The following is a 24,013-nucleotide window of genomic DNA, read 5'->3' as shown; positions in this document are numbered from 1 at the left end:
AAGGGATATAAATATGCTTTGGTATGTTGTGCAGGTGCACTCAGGTTATGAGAAGAGAGTGAAAGCTCAGCTTGAAGAAAATATAGAAATAGCTGGATTGAAAAATAACTTTGGTAGAATTCTTGTTCCTACTGAAAATGTGGTTGAGATGAAAGGTGGCCAAAAGCGTAAGAGTGAAAGAAAGTACTTTCCAGGTTATGTTTTGATTGAAGCAGATCTAACTACTGATGCTTGGAACCTTGTCAAATCTGTCCCACGTGTTTTAACAGTGGTTGGTTCTAAAGGTAAACCAATACCTTTAAGTAAGGCAGAAGTGGAAAGAATACTTGGATTCGTCGAAGGAAGTAAATCTACTATAGAGCCAAGATTAAGAAAATCGTATCATGTTGGTGAGGTTGTACGAGTTCTTGAAGGACCGTTTAATGACTTTACTGGTGTTATCGAAGAAGTTAACTATGAAAAATCAAGATTAAGAGTTGCAGTATCTATCTTTGGTAGATCTACACCTGTTGAGCTTGAATTTTCACAAGTTGAAAAAGAATCTTAGTATCAGGCTAAGATATTGGGGAGCTTATTATTAGTTTATAAGTGCTACTAACCTAAATTTGGAGAAAAACAATGGCTAAGAAGAAAATAGAGGCTATTATTAAGTTGCAAGTTGCAGCAGGAAAAGCTAATCCAAGTCCACCAATTGGTCCAGCATTGGGTCAGCATGGTGTGAATATTATGGGATTCTGTAAAGAATTTAATGCTAAGACACAAGGTATGGAACCAGGTATGCCTATCCCTGTAGAAATATCTGTCTATAGTGATCGTAGCTTTACATTTGAAATGAAGACGCCACCTGCTTCTTACTTAATTAAGAAAGCAATCAGTGTAAAATCAGGTTCATCAAAGCCTTCTAAAGAATTTGTTGGTACTATAACTCGTGCGCAATTAGAAGAGATTGCAAAGGTTAAAGATCCTGACCTAACAGCTGCTGATTTAGATGCTGCTGTTAGAATTATTGCGGGTTCTGCTCGTAGTATGGGCGTAAAAGTAGAAGGGGTTTAATGATGGCTAAGATTTCAAAAAGAATGAAAGAAATTTCAGCAAAAATCAATGCTGAGAAAAAATATCCAGTATCAGAAGCTTTTGATCTTTTAAGAGAAGTTTCTTCTGTTAAGTTTATTGAGTCTGTAGATGTATCTGTAGCTCTTGGTGTAGACCCGCGTAAATCTGATCAGGTTGTAAGAGGTGCATCTGTACTTCCTAATGGAACTGGGAAAACTGTTAGAGTGGCAGTTTTTGCAAAAGGTCCTGCAGCTGATGCAGCAAAAACAGCTGGTGCTGATGTTGTTGGTATGGAAGATTTAGCTGATGAAGTTAAAAAAGGCAATATGAATTTTGATGTTGTAATAGCTTCTCCTGATTCTATGAGAGTGGTTGGACAACTAGGTCAAATTCTTGGTCCTAAAGGTCTTATGCCAAATCCTAAAGTTGGTACTGTAACTATGGATGTTGCTAAGGCGGTAACTGATGCTAAAGCGGGTCAGGTTAGATATAGAGTTGATAAGGCTGGTATAATTCATACTACAATCGGTAAAGTTAACTTTACTAGTGATGCACTCAAGCAAAATTTGGAGCAGTTGTTAACTGATCTGAAAAAAGCTAAGCCAGCAGTATCTAAGGGCGTTTATCTGAAAAAAGTTTCTGTATCTAGTACAATGGGTCCAGGAATAAATGTTGACTTTTCAGATTTAAACATATAACATACTGTTTTGCAATTTCTTTGGGTTGTATGCAAATGCAACGATCAAAGACCGTAGGAGCTAAGCTTGCTTGGCTTAATAATTATCCTACGCAGACGATGTTGACAACCTTTTTTGGTCTAAATATCGTGTTAATTAAATAAAGTGTGGACAATAAATAAGGAGTCGATATGGCACTTAGAATAGAGGATAAAAAAGCAATTGTTGCTGAAGTTGCTGAACAAGTGTCCTCAGCATTGTCTGCAGCAGTAGCAGACTACCGTGGTTTGACTGTTAATGAAATGACTTCATTAAGAAAGCAAGCTCGTGAGTCTGGAGTTTATTTAAGAGTTGTGCGTAACAACTTAGCACGTTTAGCAATTAAAGGAACTGATTTAGAGTGTCTTGCTGATGCTCTTAAAGGTCCTCTTGTTCTTGCTCTTTCTAAGGATGAGCCAGGTGCAGCAGCTAAGCTATTCAAAAACTTCCAAAAAGATCATAATGCTTTTGAAGTTAAGAATTTAGCTATGTGTGGTGAACTGTTTGGTCCTGAAAAGTTGGATGACTTTGCTAAGCTTCCTAGTAGGGAAGAGGCACTTGCTACATTACTTAATGTTATGCAAGCACCAGTTACTAAGTTTGTTCGTACTCTTAATGAGATTCCGTCTCAGGCGGTACGAGTATTTGCTGCTGTTGGAGATAGTAAATAATTGCACTGGCTTATTAGAAAGCTAAAAAAAGAATTAATTGTTAAGTAAATAGGAGTTATAAAATGGCTGTAACAAAAGAAGATATCTTAAATGCTGTTGCTGAAATGAGCGTTATGGATGTATGTGAATTAGTTAAAATGATGGAAGATAAGTTTGGTGTTTCTGCTGCAGCCGCTGTTGCTGTTGCTGCTGGTCCAGTTGCAGGCCCAGCTGAAGCTGCTGAAGAGAAAACTGAATTTGATGTTGTTTTAGTTGATGCTGGTTCAAACAAAATTGCTGCAATTAAAGCAGTAAGAGGCGCAACTGGTCTAGGTCTTAAAGAAGCTAAAGATGCTGTAGAAGGTACTCCTTTCACAGTTAAAGAAGCTGCTTCTAAAGAAGAAGCTGAAGCTCTTAAAAAGCAACTTGAAGAAGCTGGCGCTAAAGTTGAGCTTAAATAATAAAATTCTAAACTATAGTTTTTAGAAATTTACGACTAGTGGTCAGTTTTTGGCCCCTAGTCTTTCTAGTATTGAAAGATACATAGATATTGGTGCAAATATAGTCATATTTGCTTTTTATTTTGTGTAAACAAAATCTCGAGGGTTTTTGATGTCTTACTCATACGCTGAGAAAAAAAGAATTCGTAAAGAGTTTGGGGTTCTTCCTCATATCTTAGATGTGCCATATTTACTTTCTATTCAAACAGAGTCATACAAAAAGTTCTTGACTGCAGACGCAGCAAAAGGAAGAGTTCACTCTGGACTTGAAATAGTTTTAAAACAGTCTTTTCCTGTTGAGAGTAAAAATGGTCAATATGAACTTCACTATGTTAATTATCAAATTGGTGAGCCTACCTTTGATGAAACTGAATGCCAGGTTCGTGGTGCTACTTATGACGCACCATTAAATGTGAAGTTAAGATTAGTTGTATATAATAAAGATGCTCTTCCAAATGAGAAAATTGTCGAAGACATTAGAGAAGAGTATGTATACATGGGCGATATTCCGCTGATGACAACTAATGGTACTTTTATCATTAATGGAACAGAAAGGGTAGTGGTTTCTCAGTTGCATAGATCACCTGGGGTGTTCTTTAGTAAGGATGACTCGGAGGAAGGAGCATTCTCAGCACGTATTATTCCATATAGAGGTTCATGGCTTGATTTCGAATTTGACTCAAAAGGTATTATATGGGCTAGGATTGACAGAAAAAGAAAATTCTGTGCTACAGTTATTTTAAAAGCTCTGGGCTATACCCAAGAGCAAATATTAGAGAATTTCTCTGATAGTAAGACAATTACCTTTAACAGTAAAGGTTTTGCTCTTAGGCTTGATAACCTTTCAAATATGAAGGGTGAGCTACTTAAATTTGACATCATCGATGATCAAGAAAAAGTTATCGTCAAAAAGAATAAAAAATTAACTTCAAGAGACATTAAAAAAATTAAAGATGCTGGGGTTGACTCTGTTGCAATTGATTTTGATTTAGTAAGCACTCTTAGAGTAGCAAAAGATATCGTTAATGAAGCTACTGGTGAAGTTATAGCTTATGCAAACGATGATATCACAGAAAGTTTATTAGAAGCATGTGCAGAGATTGGCATGCTTGAACTTGAGGTTATTGATTTTATAACCACAGAAAGAGGCAGATATATATCTGATACTCTAAAATATGATCTTACAAGAAATACTGATGAAGCTCTTGTTGAAATATATAAAGTTTTAAGACCAGGTGATCCTCCTGCTGCAGCTTCAGTTAAGGCTTTATTTGAAGGTTTATTCTTTATCGAAAGTAGATATAGTCTTTCTGATATTGGTAGAATGAAATTAAATGCCAGATTAGGTGCGGATAAAGTATCTAAAGATATCTATACTTTAGAAAATAGTGATATTGTTGGTGTAATTGAGGAGCTTATAAATATTCGTGATGGTAAAGGTAAAGTTGATGATATCGACCACTTAGGCAATAGACGTGTGCGTTCTGTTGGTGAGATGGTTGAGAACCAGTTTAGAATAGGACTTTATCGTGTTGAAAAAGGTATTCGTGAAAGTATGTCTTTGGTACATAAAGATAAACTTATGCCAAAAGATATTGTTAACTCTAAGCCAATTACAGCAGCAATTAAAGAATTCTTTACTTCTGGTGCTTTATCACAATTTATGGATCAGGATAACCCGTTATCAGAAGTGACACACAAAAGAAGAATATCTGCCCTAGGCCCAGGTGGTTTATCACGTGATAGAGCTGGTTTTGAGGTGCGTGATGTTCACGCGACACACTATGGTAGATTATGTCCAATTGAGACTCCAGAAGGTCCAAACATTGGTCTGATTAACTCGTTAGCAAGTTATGCTCGTGTTAATGACTATGGTTTCTTAGAGGCACCATATAGAAAAGTTGTTGATGGTAAAGTTACAAATGAAATCGAGTACTTATCTGCCATAGATGAAGATAATTATGTAATTGCACAAGCGTCCACTAAACTTGATGAAAATAACCACTTTGTTGAAGACCTTATTCAGTGTCGTTCTGGTGGTGAGGCGATATTTACTGAATCAAGTAGGGTACAGTATATGGATGTTTCTGCTAAGCAGATGGTTTCAGCAGCTGCAGCTCTTATTCCTTTCCTTGAGCATGATGACGCTAACAGGGTATTGATGGGCGCAAACATGCAACGTCAAGCTGTACCAACTCTTAAATCTGAGAAGCCTTTAGTTGGTACAGGTATAGAGAAGATTGTTGCTAGAGATTCTGGTAACTGTATTATAGCAAGAAATGCTGGTGAAGTAGCCGAAGTAGATTCTAATAGGATCGTTATTAAGGTTGATACTGAAAAATCAAAAACTAGTAATTTAGTTGACATTTACAGTCTAACTAAATTTAAACGCTCAAATAAAAATACTTGTATTAACCAGCGTCCAATAGTAAACGTTGGTGATAAAGTAGAAGCTGGTGATATTTTAGCTGATGGTTTTGCGACTGATTTTGGTGAGTTATCTTTAGGGCATAATTTGATGGTTGCATTCATGCCATGGAATGGTTATAACTTTGAGGATTCAATCTTACTATCTGAAAGAATAGTAAAAGATGATAAGTATACTAGTATCCATATTGAAGAATTTACATGCGTGGCTCGTGATACTAAGCTTGGCCCTGAAGAGATAACAGCAGATATCCCAAATGTTAGTGAGTCAAGTTTAGCGAAACTTGATGAATCAGGTATTGTGCATATTGGTGCTAATGTTGAATCTGGTGATATCTTAGTGGCGAAAATTACACCAAAAGCAGAACAGCAATTAACTCCAGAAGAGAGACTACTTAGAGCAATCTTTAATGAAAAAGCATCTAATGTTGCTGATAGTTCATTAAGAATGCCAAGTGGTACAACTGGTACTGTGATTAATGTTCAAGTATTTGAGAATGACAAAGGTGGTAAGAGTAAGAGAGCTCTTAAAATTGAAAAAGAACTAATCGATAAAGCTCGTAAGGACTTTGATGAGGAGTTTGCAGTAATTGAATCTGTAGTTAAATCATCAATTGAGCAAGATGTAATTGGTGCTAAAATTCAAAAAGCAAAAGGCCTTAAAAAAGGCGCTATCCTTACCAAAGAGTTCTTAGAGAAGTTACCATTTGCTAAGTGGTTAGAGATTTCTTTTGAGGATGAGAAACTTGAAGAGAAAGTTCAAAACGCTAGAGAGTATTATGAAGAAGCTAAAATTGCTATAGACGCTAAATTTGAAGCTAAGAAAAAATCTATTACTCAAAGTAATGAATTATCTCCAGGTGTGCTTAAGACTGTTAAGGTTTTTGTTGCGATTAAAAAGCGTATTCAGCCAGGTGATAAAATGGCTGGTCGTCACGGTAACAAAGGTGTGGTTTCGCGTGTACTACCTGTTGAAGATATGCCGTATATGGAAGATGGTACTCCTGTTGATGTTTGTCTAAACCCTCTAGGTATTCCATCGCGTATGAATATCGGACAGATTTTAGAGGCACACTTAGGTTTAGCTTCTTACGGATTGGGTAAGAAGATAGAAAAAACTCTTGAGAAAACTAAAAAAGCAGCGGAGCTAAGAAAGACTCTAGAGGAAGTATATAATAGCGTTGGTGATAAGAAAGTTAATCTTGAGGCTTTAAACGACGAAGAAATATTAACTCTTTGTGAAAACCTAAAAGGCGGCGTACCTATTGCTACTCCAGTATTTGATGGTGCTAAAGAAGAAGACATCAAATCACTACTAAAAATAGGTGGTTTTGCAACTAATGGGCAGATGAAGCTTTTTGATGGTCGTACTGGTAAGTCTTTTGATAGGGATGTAACAGTTGGTTATATGTATATGCTAAAACTAGATCACTTAGTAGATGATAAGATGCATGCTAGATCAACTGGTTCATATAGCCTAGTTACGCAACAGCCATTAGGTGGTAAAGCACAGTTTGGTGGACAAAGATTCGGTGAGATGGAAGTTTGGGCATTACAAGCATATGGTGCTGCTTATACATTAAGAGAGATGTTAACAGTTAAGTCAGATGACATAGCAGGTAGATCTAAAATGTATAAGAATATAGTTGATGGTAAATTAACTATGAATGTAGATGTTCCAGAGTCATTCAATGTTTTAAGGAATGAAGTTAGAGCATTGGGTATAGATATGGATTTTGACTATTCATCTGAGGAAGAGTAAGCATCTTAATTAAAGCTACTTATTTTTTTTATTAAAATAAAAAGTATAGGAGAATTACCTGTGAATAACGGTATCCTACATCAAAATTACAATAGTAAAAAGTTTGATATTATTAAAATATCTCTAGCATCTCCTGAGGTTATTCGTTCATGGTCTCATGGTGAAGTTAAAAAACCAGAAACTATAAACTATAGAACATTTAAACCCGAAAGAGATGGTTTATTCTGTGCTAAGATATTCGGCCCGATAAAAGACTATGAATGTTTATGTGGTAAGTACAAAAGACTTAAGCACCGTGGCGTAGTATGTGAGCGTTGTGGTGTTGAAGTAGAACAAGCTAAAGTAAGAAGAGAAAGAATGGGGCATATTGATTTAGTATGTCCTGTTGTGCATATTTGGTATCTGAAGTCTTTACCTTCTAGAATTGGTTTATTCTTAGATATGCCATTAAAGAATGTTGAGAAGGTTTTGTACTTTGAGACTTATATAGTTACTGATCCGGGTATGACTCCATTAGAAAAAAAACAACTTCTTACAGATGAAGAGTATACAGAAGCACTAGAGAATTATGGCTATGAGTTTGAAGCTTCTATGGGTGCTGAAGCTATTAGAGATTTATTGGCAGATACTGATATTGAGTCAGAGATTGAGTTACTTCAAGCTGAGTATGAAGAAAGTAAATCTACAGCTAAGAAAGAAAAAGCTATCAAGAGATTAAGACTTCTTGAGACTTTTCAAGCTTCTGGTAATAAGCCTGAGTGGATGGTGATGACCGTATTACCAGTATTGCCACCAGATTTAAGACCATTGGTGCCGATCGAGGGTGGTAGGTTTGCTACTTCTGATCTTAATGATTTATATCGTAGAGTAATTAATAGAAACAATAGACTTAAAAAGCTATTAGATCTAAATGCTCCTGATATCATTGTCAGAAATGAAAAGAGAATGTTACAGGAAGCAGTTGATGCTTTATTAGACAATGGTAGACGTGGTAGAGCAGTAACAGGCTCTAACAAAAGACCTCTTAAATCATTAGCAGATATGATTAAAGGTAAGCAAGGCCGTTTCCGTCAAAACTTATTAGGTAAGCGTGTTGATTACTCTGGTCGTTCGGTGATTACAGTAGGCCCATCGCTTAGACTACATGAGTGCGGTTTACCTAAGAAGATGGCACTAGAGTTATTTAAGCCATTTGTATACTCTAAGCTAAGATTAGGCGGTCATGCAACGACTATCAAACAGGCCAAGAGAATGGTTGAGCTTGAAGAAGCAGTGGTATGGGATATTTTAGAGATTGTAATTAATGAGCATCCAGTACTGCTAAACCGTGCTCCTACACTACATAGATTAGGTATTCAAGCGTTTGAGCCTAAGCTTATTGAAGGTAAAGCTATACAGTTACATCCACTAGTTTGTGCGGCGTTTAACGCTGACTTCGATGGTGATCAAATGGCTGTTCACGTACCTTTAACGGTTGAGTCTCAACTAGAAGCTAGAGTGCTGATGATGTCAACAAATAACATCTTATCACCTGCATCTGGTCAACCTATTATTACTCCTACTCAAGATATTGTATTAGGTCTATACTATATCACTAGAGAAAAAGAAGGGGCGCTTGGCGAGGGTAAATTATTCTCTAGTTATGAAGATGTAAGTAGAGCTTATAACTCAGGTAATATAGATATCCATGCTAAGATTAAACTAAGAATAGATAGACAAGTATTTGATACTAAGAGTAACACTTATAATGAGAAAGGAGTAGTCAATACTACTGTTGGTAGAGCCCTTCTACTAAATATATTACCTGAAGGATTATCTTTCTCCTTACTAAACAAAGTGTTAGTTAAGAAAGAAATTTCTAAAATTATTAACCAGGCATTTAGAGTGTTAGGTGGTAAGGCTACGGTAGTTTTAGCTGATAAATTGATGTATGCAGGTTTTAAATATTCAACTTTATCTGGTGTATCTGTTGGTGTTGATGATATGACTATCCCTGATACTAAAGAAGCTAAGATTGAGGAAGCAGAAAAAGAAGTTAAGCACATTACGGAACAGTATCAGTCCTCATTAATTACTGAAAATGAAAGATATAATAATATCATTAATATTTGGAGCAAGACCTCTGATGACGTTGGAGCTTCGATGATGGATGCTATATCTAAAGATACAATTACTGTTAATGGTGAGACAAAAGAAATAGAGTCATTTAACTCAGTTTATATGATGGCTAAATCTGGTGCGAGGGGTTCTTATAATCAGATGAGACAATTAGCTGGTATGCGTGGTCTAATGGCAAAACCAGATGGTACGATGATTGAGACTGCGATTACGGCAAACTTTAGAGAAGGTCTGTCAGTATTGCAATACTTTACATCTACACACGGTGCGCGTAAAGGTCTAGCTGATACAGCTCTTAAGACAGCTAACGCAGGTTATCTAACGCGTAGACTAGTTGATGTGGCTCAAGATTTAGTTGTTATTGAAGAAGACTGTGGCACTGATGATGGTCTAATGTTCTCAGCTATCGTTGAAGATGGTGAAGTCAAAGTTGCTCTTGTAGAGCGTGCTTTAGGAAGAACTTTAGCAGCAGATGTTGTTACTGAAAAAGGAGTTATATTACTCGAAGCAGGTACTCTATTAGATGAAAATCTTGTTGAGTTACTTGATGATAACGGCATTGATATGATCAAGGTCAGATCACCAATAACTTGTAAAACGCGTAGAGGGTTGTGTGCTAAGTGTTATGGTCGTGACCTGGCTCGTGAGAGAAAGGTCAATGTTGGTGAGTCTGTCGGTGTGATTGCAGCACAATCAATTGGTGAGCCAGGAACACAGTTAACAATGAGAACATTCCACACAGGTGGTGCTGCGTCTCTAGGTATTACAGTTTCTGACATCAAAGTTAAGACTGCTGGTAAGATTAAGTTTAAGAATATTAGAACTGTAACCAATAAAGAAGGTCAAGAAATTGTTATATCAAGAGCAGGTGAGATCATTGTTTCTGATACTATGGGTAGAGTAAGGGAGCAGCATAAGATTCCTATGGGTGCAGTTGTTCCTCTAGCTAGTGGTAAAAATGTAGAGATTGGTGATGTGATTGCTACATGGGATCCGCATGCACAGCCATTAATTACAGATGTAGCTGGTAAAGTTGTTCTTGAAGATGTCATAGATGGTATAACATCTAAGCATACTTATGATGATCTAACTGGTCAACAAACTATTGAGATAACTTCGATATCACAAAGAACAACATCTAAAAACTTAAAACCAGTAGTTAAGGTTGTTGATGAAAAAGGTAATGAGCTTAAAACAATACCTCTAGCAGTTGGTGCGGTGTTAAATGTTGCTGATGACTCTAAGCTAGAAGTTGGTGATGTCGTTGCCAAGATTCCTTTAGAAGGTTCTAAGAATAAGGATATTACTGGGGGTCTTCCGCGTGTTGCTGAACTTTTTGAAGCTAGACGTCCTAAAGATGCAGCAATACTTTCTCCATGTGATGGTATGGTTAGACTTGGAAACAGAGACACTAAAGAGAAGCAGAGAATTGAAATTATAGATAAGAATGGTCATATTGTGGAAGAAATATTACTACCTAAGTCTCGTCATTTAGTAGTCTTTGACGGTGAACAAGTTTCTAAAGGTGATGTTTTAGCTGATGGGCCTACTGATCCACATGATCTTCTTAAGTACAAAGGCCTTGAGGAATTTGCTGATTATATCCTTATTGAAGCACAGTCTGTATATCGTATGCAGGGTGTTGTGATCAATGATAAGCATATTGAGACAATTGTAAGACAAATGTTGAGAAAAGCTGTGGTTCTTGATGAAGGTGATAGTAAGTTTGTTAAAGAAGAGAATGTTGAGCTAGTAAGGATACTTGAAGAGAATGATAAATTGCGTAAACAAGGTAAAAAAGAAGTGGAGTATGAGCTTGTCTTAATGGGTATTACACGTTCTTCTTTATCTACAGAGTCATTCTTGTCAGCTGCTTCTTTCCAAGAAACAACAAGAGTACTTACTGAGGCTTCGATAAATTCGCAGGTTGATAATTTAAGAGGACTTAAAGAAAATGTTCTTATCGGTAGATTAATACCAACAGGTACTGGCCTAGCAGTAAGAAAAGAGTCATCTAAAATTGAAAAAATGCGTGAAGAGCTAGGGGTTGAGGATAATATGATGTTTACTGATTTATCATCTTTTAAGCCTGAAGAAATTTCTTTTGACAGTATCCAATCTGAAAAAGAAGATAAAGATATTAATGAAGATATTGAAGAGTCACTAAGAAACGCTCTTGAGTCTTTAGATTTCTAATTTTTAGTTATTTTCTCAATTTTTCAATTCAAATAAAATTTTATTATTCAATTAATTTAAATTATAATAAAGAGCATAATCTAGTATTAATAATTGTGGTAAATGTTTAATATGTTAGCAAAGCTCTTCTGGCAAATATTCTTTGGAATTTTAATAATACTAATAGTTATATTATCAATATTAAATACTGATAAAGTAAGCTTTGATTATATTTTTGGTACTACTACGTTACCATTAATTGTCTTAATGTCTATAGCTTTTGTTTTAGGTTTATTGCTCGGTTCTTTTATAACTAAGTTTATTCAGATAACTAAAACAAGTGGTGGCGCTAAAAAATAATGCTAGTACTTGGTATTGAAAGTTCATGTGATGAGACAGGGTTAGCTATATATGATTATTCAACAAAGACTTTGATAGCTGATGCTTTATACAGTCAAGTCAAATTACATAAGAAATATGGTGGTGTTGTTCCTGAGCTTGCTTCACGCGAGCATATTGCTAAGCTTAATGTTTTAGCTAAGAAGATATTCAAAGAAACTGATCTTAGCTTTAAAGATATTGATTGTATAGCATATACTGCGATGCCTGGCTTAGTTGGGGCATTGATGGTGGGTGCTACATTTGCCAAAACATTAGGTTTAATCCATGGTATTGATACCATTGCGGTGCACCATCTAGAGGGCCATTTACTATCACCATTATTAGACCAAAATAGTGATATAAAATATCCTTTTGCAGCTTTGCTAGTCTCTGGGGGTCATACACAACTATTTGAAGTAAAAGAGTTTGGTGAGTATAGTCTATTAGGTGAATCTATTGATGATGCAGTAGGCGAAGCGTTTGATAAAACAGCTAAGCTCTTAGGTATAGGTTATCCTGGTGGAGTTGAGGTGGCAAATTTAGCTGGTCAAGCAACTGATAAGGCTAAGTATACACTGCCAAGACCAATGAAAAGCAAGCCCAATCTGGATTTTAGTTTTAGTGGTTTAAAGACAGCAGTTCTAAATACTTGGTATGATGAGCAAGATCGGTCATTAGATAATAAGGCAAATCTATGCTATGCTTTCCAAGATGCAGCTATAGATGTCTTAGTCTCTAAATGTGCCAAAGCGTTACAAAAAACCAAAAATACAAGGTTGGTTATTTCAGGTGGAGTCAGTGCTAATAAACTGTTACGTCAGCGCTTAGGTTTATTAGCTATAAATAAAGGCTATCAAATATTTTTTCCACCAATGAAATATTGTACAGATAATGGTGCAATGATTGCTCTGGCAGGGGCATATAGATATGTAAATGGTTTTAAGGATTCTAGCCTAGAGATTAATGTCAAAGCAAGATCGACAATCTAGACTTTGTATAAAGTACTATCAAAAAAAACTGTGATGTGCTATTATTAAAGTGTAAATAAATTTTCCATATCCATATAAAGTGGATCAATTCAAAAAAGGGTTACAAAGGTTCCAAATGAATAATAATCAAATAATACACCAAACCATAGAAAAAGAAGGTAGCATAGTCTGGAAAAGTGTTTTCGGGCTAATAATTATTCCGCTATTTACTTTGATAGCAGTACCTTGGTATGCTATGACTTATGGTTTTACGACTTCTGACTATGTCTGTTTAGTCGTTTTTTATGCTCTAACAGGTATTGGTATTACAATGGGGTATCATAGGTTATGGTCGCATAAAACTTATAAGGCAAACAAGATCGTTAGCTACATACTTTTAGTTTTTGGTACTGCAGCACTACAAAATAGTGTGATTCAGTGGGCTTCAGACCATAGAAAACATCATAAAGATGTTGATGATCCTGTCAAAGATCCATATGCTGCTACACGTGGCTTCTGGTTTTCTCATTTTGGCTGGCTACTAAGGCATAGTAGTCCTGATGTCCAAGAAATCAGAGGTGTAAATGATCTTCTAAAAGATAAGGCTCTAGTATTCCAGCATAATCATTACACTATCTTAGCTATTCTAGCATGTTTTGGTTTGCCGGCTTTAGTTGGTGTATTTACTGGTCATATATTAGGTTGTTTACTGCTAGGTGGTTTCGTAAGGGTTGTGCTTGTGCATCATGCAACGTTCTGCATTAACTCATTAGCACATACAATCGGTAAAAGACCTTATTCTACGAAAAATACAGCTAGAGATAGCTGGATTACAGCTATTGTAACTGGTGGTGAAGGCTATCATAATTACCATCATGCTTTTGCTGGTGATTATAGAAATGGTATTAGATGGTTTGATTTAGATCCGTCTAAATGGTTTATTGTTGGACTATCTAAGTTAGGCTGGTGTTATGATCTTAAGACGACACCTAAACACTTAATTGAAATTGCTAAAGCAAAAGTTAAGTTAGATGAAGCATTAACTAAGGAAAACAAAACTTTCCATCTTGGTATCGAAGAGAAGTATACTAAGCTTGTTACAAATGTCAAAAATATGTATAACGCTAAGCAAGAGTACTTAAAAGCTAAGAAAGACAAAGTTTTATCTAAAGCTGACATTAAAGAGATTAAATCAAAATATAAAGATTTAAAAATTGAGTTTATCCAGGCTAAGAAAAAATACAATAAAGCTAGTACTATTGCTTAAATATCAACTTTATACTTTTACTAATCTCATCAGTAGATTAGCCCTATAAAAAATTATTTTTTTATTCTTAGAGATCTTTAAACTAATAAATTATAAAGTTAGTTGGTTTATTTAAAGATTATTATAATAAAAACAACCTTGCTTAGTACAAATTGAAGCCTTATTTTATTAGATTGTAAAAGACATTTCAACAAGCTCAATGACTTTTTTCTTAATAAATCAACGGTCGCTTATCGAAGTACTCGATGCCATTTTCGGTAATAAGCACAAGAGAATGATGTGAAAGATTTAATGAATAAATCTATTATATTTTGGCTGCTGATTTAAGAATGTCAGCTTTATCGATTTTTTCCCAACGAAACTCTGGTAGTTCACGTCCAAAGTGACCATAGTTAGAAGTCTTGCGATAAATTGGTCTTAATAGGTCGAGATTTTCGATAATCTTACCAACTCTAAGATCAAAAAACTCAGCTACGAGTTTTTCTATTTGATTATCAGCAATTTTACCAGTACCAAAAGTATTAACCATCAAAGAAACTGGCTTTGCTACACCAATGGCATAAGCTACTTGTACTTCACACTTATCAGCTAATTCCGCAGCGACAATATTTTTGGCTATATATCTACCCATATATGCACCAGAACGATCGACTTTAGAAGGGTCTTTACCAGAAAAAGCCCCACCACCATGATGAGCAGCACCACCATAAGTATCGACAATAATTTTTCTACCAGTAAGGCCACAATCGCCTTGTGGGCCGCCAATTAGGAAGACTCCAGTTGGATTGATGTGATATTTGGTATCCTTAGTAATTAGTTCAGCAGGGATAACTCCCTTAACAATTTCATCAATCACCGCATCATGTAGTTCTTTTTGAGAAATTGACTCATTATGCTGCGTTGATAATACTATTGTATCGATAAATTTAGGTTTATCATTCTCGTAAGCTAGAGTTACTTGAGCTTTTGCATCAGGACGTAACCATGCTAGTTTACCAGTTTTTCTAAGCTCAGCTTGTTTTCTCATCAATAGGTGAGAGTAGTAAATAGCTGATGGCATTAATGTAGGTGTCTCATTTGTAGCAAAGCCAAACATCAAACCTTGATCACCAGCACCAAGATCCTCTGGAGAGCCACGATCTACACCTTGGGCAATATCTCTAGATTGTTTACCAATAGCATTAATTACAGAGCAAGTTCTACCATCAATACCTTTATTAGCATTATCATATCCTGTTTCTATAATAACATTTCTTACTAACTCTTCAATATCTACCCAAGCAGAGGTGGTAATTTCACCAGCAACTAAGGCCATACCAGTTTTTACTAAAGTTTCACATGCTACACGAGCATTTTTATCTTGTTTTAGAATTTCATCTAAGATTGCATCTGATATTTGATCAGCCAGTTTATCTGGATGTCCTTCTGATACAGACTCAGAAGTAAATAGATAATTTTTTGACATTTTGTGTTCCTTTTAGTTTAGCTAAAAGGCTTCTAGAAAATTTTTTAGGCAAAAATTTGGTAGAAACGCTTTAGCTTATTATTTAATGTCGCAAGCAAGTTGTTTGTTAAATACAGCGACTTGCGCTATTATATATTTATGTTTATATCAAGTCAACTATTGACATTTTAGCTAAGAGACTTTAAAGTATTGCTATTAAATTTTTGCATAATTTTTTGCTAAGTTGATGGCTGCTAAGCTTAGCTAATGAATATTAGTAATTTAAAAATTAAAATACAAAACCGGAGAATAATAAATGGTAGTAATTCGTATGGCTCGTGGTGGAGCTAAAAAGCGTCCTTTCTATAGAATCGTAGTTGCTGATAAAAGAAGTCCAAGAGATGGTAGATTTATCGAAAAATTAGGTTTCTTTAATCCTTTAGCTAAAGGTGGTGAAGAAAGATTAAAGCTTGATCTAGCTAAAGCTGAAGCATGGTTGGCAAAAGGTGCGCAGCCTTCTGATAGAGTAGCTAGCCTAATCAAAGAAGCTAAGAAAGCAGCTTAATATACTATTTTATTTCTTAATAAATTTTATCTTTCTATGTCACAGGATTTTGTAGAAATAGCTAAGATCGGTGCTACTTATAAGCTTGATGGTGAGCTTAACTTATATCCTTTGGCGAATTCAATAGAAACACTTCTAAGCTATGGTAGTTGGTATATTCAACTACCTGCAACTAACATTTGGCAACAGCTCAAAGGCGAAAGTGTACTAAAGAGAGCTGATAAAATTTATATTAAACTTGCGGATATCAATGATGTTGAGACTGCCAAGAAGTATGTAAACTCGCTGATTGGCGTGCCAAAGCAAGCATTACCAAAGCTAACTGAAGATGAAGCATATTTTAAAGATCTAATTGGTTGTAGTGTCAAAAATACTAACAATGATTCATTTGGTGTTGTAGTAGATATTATCGAAACTGGTGCTAATGAAGTTTTGGTGTGTAAAGAAGATGGTAGTGAATATTTGATTCCTTATGTTAAGCAATATATTGTTAGTGAAGATCTTAATTCTAAAAAAATAGTTGTTGATTGGGAATACTATTATTAGTCAATTATTATAATTTTATAAGGTTTCACTACTTACTGCGTAAAGTATTAGCGACATACTTTTTTCATGGCGGAAAAAGTATGCAAAACCGCCTAGCGCTACACTATCTCATTTTAAAATCAATGAAAATAGAAAACTCACTTCGCTCAAACATTTCTATTTTCTAGTTATTGATTTTATAAAATGCTATTCGCTAATGTGCATTCCTTACTATAAAAGTTTATTTTATTGCTCAAATATTTGTGTTTGCTTTCTCTAAGAACTACAATTAAGACTGTTTAGCGAAAGATTAAATGTTAGAAGATGAAATTCGGAATAATATCAATATTTCCAGAAATGTTTAAAGCTATAAATGATTTTGGAGTTACTGCACGAGCTATAAAAGTCTCTAAAGTATCGATAAACTGCTTTAATCCGCGTGACTATACCACAGATAGGCATGCAACTGTAGATGATACTAGTTTTGGTGGTGGTGCTGGCATGGTAATGAAGTATGAGCCTTTGGCAGAGGCTATCAAAGATGCAAAAAATACTTTAGGTTGTGGTGCAAAAGTAGTATACTTGTCACCTCAAGGTGGTATATTTAATCATAAAAAAGCTTTAGAGCTTTTGCAAAATGATTCATTGATACTACTTTGTGGTAGATACGAAGGGGTTGATGAACGCCTAATACAAGATTACGTTGATGAAGAAATTTCTGTAGGCGATTTCGTGTTAAGTGGTGGTGAGCTCCCTGCTATGCTAGTTATGGATAGCCTAATTAGGCTATTACCAGAAGTGTTGGGCAATAAAGAATCTGTTACTGAAGATTCCTTTTATGATGGTCTTTTGGACTACCCACACTATACAAAGCCAGCTATTTTACCGAATGGTAATGCAGTACCTGAAGTTTTGTTATCTGGTAATCATAAAGAAATAGCTAAATGGAGGCGCAAACAAAAGTTAATAAGGACTTATGAGCGTCGTAAAGATTTAATAGAGTGCCTATGCCTATCTGCACAAGATAAGCAAATTATAAATGATTATAAAATGGATAAGGTAAGCACAAAAGGAGAAGAATAATGAAAAATAAATTTGTTGAGTTAGTAGAAAAGTCACAATTAAGAACTGACCTTCCAGAATTTAACCCAGGTGATTCTATAACTGTTAATTTATGGATTAAAGAAGGTGATAAGCAAAGAATTCAGGCTTTCAAAGGTTTCGTTCTTAGAAAGAGAAATAGAGGTCTTCACTCTGCTTTCACAGTAAGAAAGATGTCTTCAGGTATGGGTGTTGAAAGGACTTTTCAAGCACATTCACCGTTAATAGACAGTATCATTGTAGAGAAGAGAGCAGATGTGCGTAGAGCTAAGCTTTACTACATGAGAGGTCTTACTGGTAAGGCTGCTAGAATTAAAGAAAAAGTATAATTCTAGGATTGTTAAAAAGTGTCTTCAGCTGTTGATGCTTTTCTTGATAATCTTTGGCTTGAGCATGGCTTAAGCCAAAATACTATCTCATCTTATCGTACCGATCTTAAATTTTTACAAAGTTATTTCGCAAAAATTGACTTGATTAGATTAGATTTTGAACAACTATATGCGTTTATTTCATATCGTTCAAAAAATGGTTATAGTAGCCGTTCTAATGCTCGGTTGATATCGACATTGCGTAAATTCTATGCCTGGCTTATCTCAACTGGTCAAATTAATAATAATCCTACAGCTAAGCTAACATTACCAAAAGTAGCTAAGAAGTTGCCGAAAGATATGACAGAAACTGATGTTGAGAGATTGCTTCAAGCTCCTGATATGACAGAGGATGTCGGTATTCGCGATAAGGCAATGCTTGAGTTGATGTACGCCACCGGTTTGCGTGTAAGTGAATTAGTTGGGTTAAATATAGGTGATATAGATATCAATATTGGTGTAATTCAAGTAATCGGTAAGGGCTCAAAAGAGCGCATAGTACCAATAGGTGAATATGCGCTAGAGTATTTGCAAAAATATTTTAATGAATCTCGCTCGAGCTTATCTAAAAATTTCAAAGAGAAAGCAGTTTTTATTAGTAAGCACGCAAAAAGGATAACACGCCAGACATTTTGGCACCGTATCAAAAATTATGCGCTTATTGCAGGTATAAATACTGATATTTCACCTCATACCCTAAGACACGCATTTGCTACTCATTTATTAAATCATGGTGCTGATTTAAGATCGGTACAGTTATTGCTTGGTCATAGTAATGTTTCAACAACAACTATTTATACACATATATCTCAAAATCGTCTACAAGAGATTTACCAAAAGCATCACCCAAGAGGGTAATATCTTTGCTGGTAGTACTTTATTTTTAAACTTCATATTTTGCTTGAACTCATAAACTAGCAGTAATTACTAAATCTAGCTAATGCAACAATAAAGCATTATTGTTATAATAATAACCGAAAATTTAATTTTTATTGAAAATAATGGAGTGATAATGAATATTCTTAGCGTTGATTATTATGCAGATGATGCGGCTGAATTGTTTACTAGATCTTTAAAAGAAACTGGTTTTGCAGTTCTTAGAACTCATCCGATTGATTGGAATCTAATTCAAACAGTTTATAAAGAATGGCAAGAGTTTTTAAAATCAGGTGCTGCTGATAAGTATATCTTTGATGTTGAGAAGCAAGATGGTTATTTTCCTAAAGATGTCTCAGAAGTTGCTAAGGGTGAAACTATAAAAGACATTAAACATTTTTATCATTTATATTTTCCAAATGGTAGATATCCAACAGAAATCAGTAGTGCTGCTAGAGAGATGTTTGAGAAAATGATGAAGCTTGGTGAAACGCTTCTACAGTGGATTGATGATCATATGGATCCTGCATTAGCAAGCAAGTTACCACAAAGATTAAGAGATACAGCATCTTATGAAAATACCTTACTTAGGATATTACACTATCCAGCTATACAAGGTGATGAAGAACCAGGTGCAGTTAGAGCAGCTGCACATGAGGACATTAATCTTATCACATTGTTACCAATAGCATCTTCACCAGGTTTACAAGTATTATCACCATTTAATAATCAATGGTATGATGTACCTTGTGATAGTGAATCTATAATTGTTAATATCGGTGATATGCTTCAAGAAATGACAAATGGAGAATATATAGCCACTAAGCATAGGGTTGTTAAGCCTGAAGATGAAAAGGAAAATCTTGATAGGATTTCGACACCATGCTTTATACATCCTAAGTCAGATGTTTATCTCTCCGATAAATATCCAAGAGCAGAGATATTTCTTAACGAAAGACTTAAGGAATTAGGTCTAAAATAGTTTTATGACACAACAACAAGTTATTAGTTATTATGAAAGACTCATGAAAATGAGTTTAGGCTATTTCTTGAGGAAGCTAAAAGAATAATCAAAGCACAATAATCATTACTACAAGATTATGTAATAGTGCTTGGTATGACTGAGACATCCCTAAACTCTTATTATCCGTTTAAACAAGGTGGTTTTCCACAAGATGAGAATCATTGTATTTAATATCAATTAACTTCAAGCACAAAAGCGATGCCAATAAAATTAACGCTAGATTTCTATTACTATGTCTTGATAAGAGAGAATTTAAAGTATTTTTTATAAGCACGCGTTTTGCACAATATAGCCTACTAGGCATAAAAGTAGTATATTCTTTCATCTTGAACTCGTTTCAGGATCTCAATAAAATCAATACTTATAGTGAGATGCTGAAATAAATTCAGCATGACATTTTTATATGTAGTTAGCTGTATCTTGACTCAATAAAACAAGCGATGTAAAAAGTTAATTATATTGTTTTTGAGAATGTGTTCGTTTTTCCTAAAAAATATTGCTGAATATAATTTCAAAGATTTTAAAAAATTTAAAGCTCAAACAAGAGCATATATAGCTAGCTGTGTATAAAATCAGTATACTACTTTTATCTGTATTTTAAGTTTTAATAAAAATTTATCAAAATGATATCAAAACGTAATTATGCTTTTAATAGCTTAGGCGCTTAGTTTTACAAAAATAATATTATCTTTTTTAGTTATAGAACCTTTTTCTGGAAAGATTGGTAGTGAAGGGCTGATTTGCCTTCCAAGCTCAATTTGTTGCTCAGTTGGTAGTTTATAGAATAAACCAAGCCATTGCATAAAGTAATATACACGATGATTTATACTGCTTGTTTGCCACATCTTATCAGGGAAAATATTACTTAGAAAATCTTCATTAGTGTTAAAGTAAAAAGGCTGAGAATAAATGTGCTTTATATAAAAGCTATCATTAGCTTTTGGGCTAGCGATAAAAACAACAGGGGTGTGATAGAGTTTATTACCGAATTTATTATGTAGGGTAGAATATATGTGTTCTAGATTATATTCATTATATTTTTGCGCCATAGTTTGACTATATGTTAGTTGGCAGATTTGTTTAAAGTTAACAAATAAACATAAACAAGCTATAGTGATAAATATCTTTTTTTTAGAAGATGTTCTAAAGAGTAAAAGCATAACTATAGCTATACTTAAAGGGATTGGAAATAGTATTCTAAGTGGTATTGGAGCACCTAAAACCACCGCAAAAGCAAATGGTAATGCTAAACATCCTAATAAAGCTAGTATTATGATGAAAGAAAATTTTCTAAAAAAGCAGATAAGTAATGCCACTGCTAACATATATGTAAAATTAAAAGGAGATATTAGAATATTAGCAAAGTAAAGTGCTAGTTGTTTTACTACTTGGTAAAAACGATCACTATACCAGCCTTCGTAAACATTAGATAGATAATGGGATTGACCAATAAAAATATAAATTAATTTAGATATTAAGAAATAGCTGATAAGCGCAATTAAAGAGACAAAGAAAATTTTTGTTAAAATATGAGTAATATCTCTTAAGCTAGGTCTTATATGATTAAATAGTTCGAGAACCAGTAAAAAAATAACTCCTTCTATAAAGAGTATTATAAACGATTGATATATTCCAATAGATAAAAATAAATAAGCTATAGATGCTAGGTAGTTTTTAAATTTCTCACAGTTATGATTAAGTATAAGTAAGAAATGATATATAGCTAATGTTGTTAATACAAACCCTATACCGATACCAATTGCTTGATTAATAAAATTAAATTGAAATATATAAATAGGTGAGACAAGGTAAAAACTACAAAAAACCGAAGTTTCGATTATAGAGAATTTTTTCTCATGAAGAATAACAATCCAAATAATTCCCGATACAAATAGTAACAACATACTTAACAGTAAAGTAAAATATGGAATAGCAACTTGACCTAATACATAAGTTATAATTGCTAGAATAGGTCTGTCTAAAAGAAAGTACTGGATATGTAAAGGATATAAATATTCACTATTTCCTAGGCCATAGGTTGCAAGTTCTGTATCCATACCAATACTCCAAGATAAAATGAAGTAGGCATAGATTACAACAAACAGAGAAAACAATACAATTATGCTATAAATAATCTGGTTTGGTAAATTTCGCAAATCTTTTATTAACTCTTTCACTATCGCTATTATTTTTTAATAATTTATCATTTAAACTCATAATAGCTGATATTCTCCGCAAAATAAAACTTTTAGTTATTTTTTAATATCTTTTATAAATGCAATATAAAACCAAGAGGAATTAGTTTAGAATAAATAATTAGTTAGAAGAAAGTTTTCTTTGAGTAATGATAGATAAAAGTGGGTATCGAGCAAATGTAGCGATAGTTTTACTTAATAAGCAAAATAGAGTATTTTGGGGGCAGAGAAGAAATCGAACATCTTGGCAGTTTCCTCAAGGTGGTGTAGTTGCTGGAGAAACGCCTCTGCAGGCAATGTATCGAGAACTGCATGAAGAGATTGGCTTGCGCCCTCAAGATGTTGAAGTAATTGCCTCAACACGAGATTGGTATAAATATAATATTCCTGATTCATTAGTTAGAACTAGAGAACCTATATGTATTGGTCAAAAACAAAAATGGTTTCTATTAAGGTTAAAGACTTCCGAAAGTAATATCGATTTAGATGCTAATGATTCACCTGAATTTGATAATTGGCGTTGGGTAAGTTATTGGTACCCAATCAATCATGTGGTTTATTTCAAACAGGATGTTTACCGCAAGGCTCTGACTTGTTTTAAGGATTATCTAGAGTAGTAATTATTCTACTTTCAACAAATGCCTTGGACCATAAATATGTAAATATTCCTATATAGGCAGCGATAATAACATCAGAAATAAAATGTTCTAATATAATAAACCTACTTACTGCAACTAAACAGCTAATTATTATAGCTATTAAGGTTATATATTTTTTGTCAAAAAAGTTAGCTACTGCTAATAAGCCAGCAAAAGTTATTGCAGTATGACCTGATGGCATAGAGTTATAAGCTCTTTTAAAAGAGAAGAAGTGAAAGCCATAGTGATTATCAAACAGCAGCATTGCAGGTCTATATCTAGCAAGTATAAATTTAAGGATAGTTGTAATTATAATAGTCATTATCAATGATAGCGACATTATATATAATTTTTCTGAAGGTTTTTTTGTTATATGTTTGTAGATGCACATTACTGTGACTATAACTGTAATAACAGTCCAGATTTTAGGAGAAAAAATCTTAGAAATTAAAGCTGCTACTGTACTAATTCCAGTACCAAAGAAATCACTAGTATGTACTAGTGTCGCAACTTTGATATCCAATAGATTATAACTAAGGATTACAATTATTAGGGTTAAAAATCCATATATAACAGTTTTTTTTGCGAGTTTACAATCAAAGCAATTCATATTTAAATTTGTTCAAAAACATCAGATTAGTTGATAAAGTATAATATTAGCATAACTAACTTCTAAAAACTAAAATGTTTAATCAAGGCTGGTACAAAAAAGCTAAATGTATTAAGAGTCAAAACTTTAATCAACGACCTAATAAAAATGATATTAGTTTAGTTGTAATACACTGCATAAGTTTACCTGAAGGACAATACGGTAATTATAACGTTGAGAAATTATTTACCAACCAATTAGATTGTAATCTGCATCAGAGTTTTGCAAGTCTTAAAAGCGTCGAAGTTTCTGCCCATTTTTACATAAAACGCGATGGTGAAATTGTGCAATTTGTTTCAGTTGATGATAGAGCCTGGCATGCAGGAGTAAGTGAGTTTCAAGGTAGACAAGGATGTAATGACTTTTCTATAGGAATTGAGCTAGAGGGTACTGATAAAACAGCTTATACTGAGCAACAGTATGTTAGCTTGAATACTTTATTAAAAGATCTTAGAAAGGCATATCCAACATTGATAAATATTACCGGTCATCAAGATATCGCGCCACACAGAAAAACTGATCCAGGCAATTGTTTTGAGTGGACTAGGATTATATGGTAGGGATTAAATTATGGGTTGATAAAAGCAGCTGAATAATATTATAATTTAAAA

General features: G+C 34.2%; 21 protein-coding genes. 18 read left to right on the top strand and 3 right to left on the bottom strand.

The window, feature by feature from the left end; genetic code table 11:
- Positions 1-13: 13 nt before the first annotated feature.
- The 10 genes from nusG to CGC45_RS07810 all read left to right on the top strand — a co-directional run bounded on the left by nusG (position 14) and on the right by CGC45_RS07810 (position 14,017).
- A complete protein-coding gene (gene nusG / locus CGC45_RS07855; protein WP_084387453.1) occupies positions 14-547 on the top strand; it encodes a transcription termination/antitermination protein NusG in 534 nt (177 codons plus the stop codon).
- Positions 548-618: 71 nt separating this feature from the next.
- Positions 619-1,053 carry a 50S ribosomal protein L11 gene (gene rplK / locus CGC45_RS07850; RefSeq protein ID WP_071629747.1) on the top strand — a complete coding sequence of 145 codons (435 nt, stop codon included), beginning with the start codon at positions 619-621 and terminating at the stop codon, positions 1,051-1,053.
- 2 nt (positions 1,054-1,055) lie between these two features.
- The gene (gene rplA, locus CGC45_RS07845; protein WP_071629746.1) at positions 1,056-1,751 is read left to right on the top strand and encodes a 50S ribosomal protein L1; all 696 of its coding nucleotides are present in this window, start codon (positions 1,056-1,058) and stop codon (positions 1,749-1,751) included.
- A 170-nt stretch (positions 1,752-1,921) separates the two neighbouring features.
- On the top strand, positions 1,922-2,440 hold the full coding sequence (gene rplJ, locus CGC45_RS07840) for a 50S ribosomal protein L10 (RefSeq protein WP_071629745.1): 519 nt from the start codon (positions 1,922-1,924) through the stop codon (positions 2,438-2,440).
- 62 nt (positions 2,441-2,502) lie between these two features.
- Positions 2,503-2,880 (top strand): 50S ribosomal protein L7/L12, encoded by a 378-nt coding sequence (gene rplL / locus CGC45_RS07835; RefSeq protein ID WP_071629744.1) that lies wholly within the window; start codon positions 2,503-2,505, stop codon positions 2,878-2,880.
- 151 nt (positions 2,881-3,031) lie between these two features.
- The gene (rpoB, locus tag CGC45_RS07830) at positions 3,032-7,108 is read left to right on the top strand and encodes a DNA-directed RNA polymerase subunit beta (RefSeq protein WP_071629743.1); all 4,077 of its coding nucleotides are present in this window, start codon (positions 3,032-3,034) and stop codon (positions 7,106-7,108) included.
- Between the two features lie 60 nt (positions 7,109-7,168).
- Positions 7,169-11,422 carry a DNA-directed RNA polymerase subunit beta' gene (gene rpoC / locus CGC45_RS07825; protein WP_071629742.1) on the top strand — a complete coding sequence of 1,418 codons (4,254 nt, stop codon included), beginning with the start codon at positions 7,169-7,171 and terminating at the stop codon, positions 11,420-11,422.
- Positions 11,423-11,524: 102 nt separating this feature from the next.
- A complete protein-coding gene (locus tag CGC45_RS07820) occupies positions 11,525-11,761 on the top strand; it encodes a lipopolysaccharide assembly protein LapA domain-containing protein (protein WP_071629741.1) in 237 nt (78 codons plus the stop codon).
- Complete coding sequence (gene tsaD, locus CGC45_RS07815; RefSeq protein WP_071629740.1) at positions 11,761-12,771, top strand: tRNA (adenosine(37)-N6)-threonylcarbamoyltransferase complex transferase subunit TsaD; 1,011 nt, start codon at positions 11,761-11,763, stop codon at positions 12,769-12,771. The genes CGC45_RS07820 and tsaD overlap by 1 nt, the downstream gene beginning before the upstream one ends.
- A 115-nt stretch (positions 12,772-12,886) precedes the next feature.
- Positions 12,887-14,017 carry an acyl-CoA desaturase gene (locus CGC45_RS07810; protein ID WP_071629739.1) on the top strand — a complete coding sequence of 377 codons (1,131 nt, stop codon included), beginning with the start codon at positions 12,887-12,889 and terminating at the stop codon, positions 14,015-14,017.
- Between the two features lie 304 nt (positions 14,018-14,321).
- Here CGC45_RS07810 and metK read toward each other — a convergent pair whose 3' ends face one another.
- Positions 14,322-15,482 (bottom strand): methionine adenosyltransferase, encoded by a 1,161-nt coding sequence (gene metK, locus CGC45_RS07805; protein WP_071629738.1) that lies wholly within the window; start codon positions 15,480-15,482, stop codon positions 14,322-14,324.
- Positions 15,483-15,777: 295 nt separating this feature from the next.
- Between metK and rpsP the strand changes: the two genes are divergently transcribed.
- The 6 genes from rpsP to CGC45_RS07775 all read left to right on the top strand — a co-directional run bounded on the left by rpsP (position 15,778) and on the right by CGC45_RS07775 (position 19,878).
- Positions 15,778-16,026, top strand: a complete 249-nt coding sequence (gene rpsP / locus CGC45_RS07800) for a 30S ribosomal protein S16 (RefSeq protein ID WP_071629737.1) — start codon at positions 15,778-15,780, stop codon at positions 16,024-16,026.
- A 36-nt stretch (positions 16,027-16,062) separates the two neighbouring features.
- Complete coding sequence (gene rimM / locus CGC45_RS07795; RefSeq protein ID WP_071629736.1) at positions 16,063-16,572, top strand: ribosome maturation factor RimM; 510 nt, start codon at positions 16,063-16,065, stop codon at positions 16,570-16,572.
- A 303-nt stretch (positions 16,573-16,875) separates the two neighbouring features.
- Positions 16,876-17,634, top strand: a complete 759-nt coding sequence (trmD, locus tag CGC45_RS07790) for a tRNA (guanosine(37)-N1)-methyltransferase TrmD (RefSeq protein WP_071629735.1) — start codon at positions 16,876-16,878, stop codon at positions 17,632-17,634.
- The gene (gene rplS, locus CGC45_RS07785) at positions 17,634-17,981 is read left to right on the top strand and encodes a 50S ribosomal protein L19 (RefSeq protein WP_071629734.1); all 348 of its coding nucleotides are present in this window, start codon (positions 17,634-17,636) and stop codon (positions 17,979-17,981) included. The genes trmD and rplS overlap by 1 nt, the downstream gene beginning before the upstream one ends.
- 18 nt (positions 17,982-17,999) lie before the next feature.
- Complete coding sequence (xerD, locus tag CGC45_RS07780) at positions 18,000-18,878, top strand: site-specific tyrosine recombinase XerD (RefSeq protein ID WP_071629733.1); 879 nt, start codon at positions 18,000-18,002, stop codon at positions 18,876-18,878.
- Positions 18,879-19,032: 154 nt separating this feature from the next.
- On the top strand, positions 19,033-19,878 hold the full coding sequence (locus CGC45_RS07775; RefSeq protein ID WP_071629732.1) for a 2OG-Fe(II) oxygenase family protein: 846 nt from the start codon (positions 19,033-19,035) through the stop codon (positions 19,876-19,878).
- A 698-nt stretch (positions 19,879-20,576) separates the two neighbouring features.
- On the opposite strand, the gene CGC45_RS07770 is transcribed toward CGC45_RS07775, so the two are convergent.
- Entirely contained in the window at positions 20,577-22,097 is a 1,521-nt protein-coding gene (locus CGC45_RS07770) for a glucosyltransferase domain-containing protein (protein WP_071629731.1), read from the bottom strand.
- A gap of 167 nt (positions 22,098-22,264) precedes the next feature.
- Between CGC45_RS07770 and CGC45_RS07765 the strand changes: the two genes are divergently transcribed.
- On the top strand, positions 22,265-22,732 hold the full coding sequence (locus CGC45_RS07765; protein ID WP_071629730.1) for an RNA pyrophosphohydrolase: 468 nt from the start codon (positions 22,265-22,267) through the stop codon (positions 22,730-22,732).
- On the opposite strand, the gene CGC45_RS07760 is transcribed toward CGC45_RS07765, so the two are convergent.
- Positions 22,713-23,363 carry a phosphatase PAP2 family protein gene (locus CGC45_RS07760; protein ID WP_071629729.1) on the bottom strand — a complete coding sequence of 217 codons (651 nt, stop codon included), beginning with the start codon at positions 23,361-23,363 and terminating at the stop codon, positions 22,713-22,715. The genes CGC45_RS07765 and CGC45_RS07760 overlap by 20 nt on opposite strands.
- 74 nt (positions 23,364-23,437) lie before the next feature.
- Between CGC45_RS07760 and ampD the strand changes: the two genes are divergently transcribed.
- Positions 23,438-23,962, top strand: coding sequence for a 1,6-anhydro-N-acetylmuramyl-L-alanine amidase AmpD (ampD, locus tag CGC45_RS07755; RefSeq protein ID WP_071629728.1), 525 nt, complete (start codon positions 23,438-23,440; stop codon positions 23,960-23,962).
- The last annotated feature ends 51 nt before the right edge of the window (positions 23,963-24,013 follow it).

Source organism: Francisella opportunistica (assembly GCF_003347135.1).
Taxonomy (GTDB): domain Bacteria; phylum Pseudomonadota; class Gammaproteobacteria; order Francisellales; family Francisellaceae; genus Francisella; species Francisella opportunistica.
Note: the sequence above shows the minus strand (reverse complement) of the source record. Positions and strands in the feature narration are given on the sequence as shown.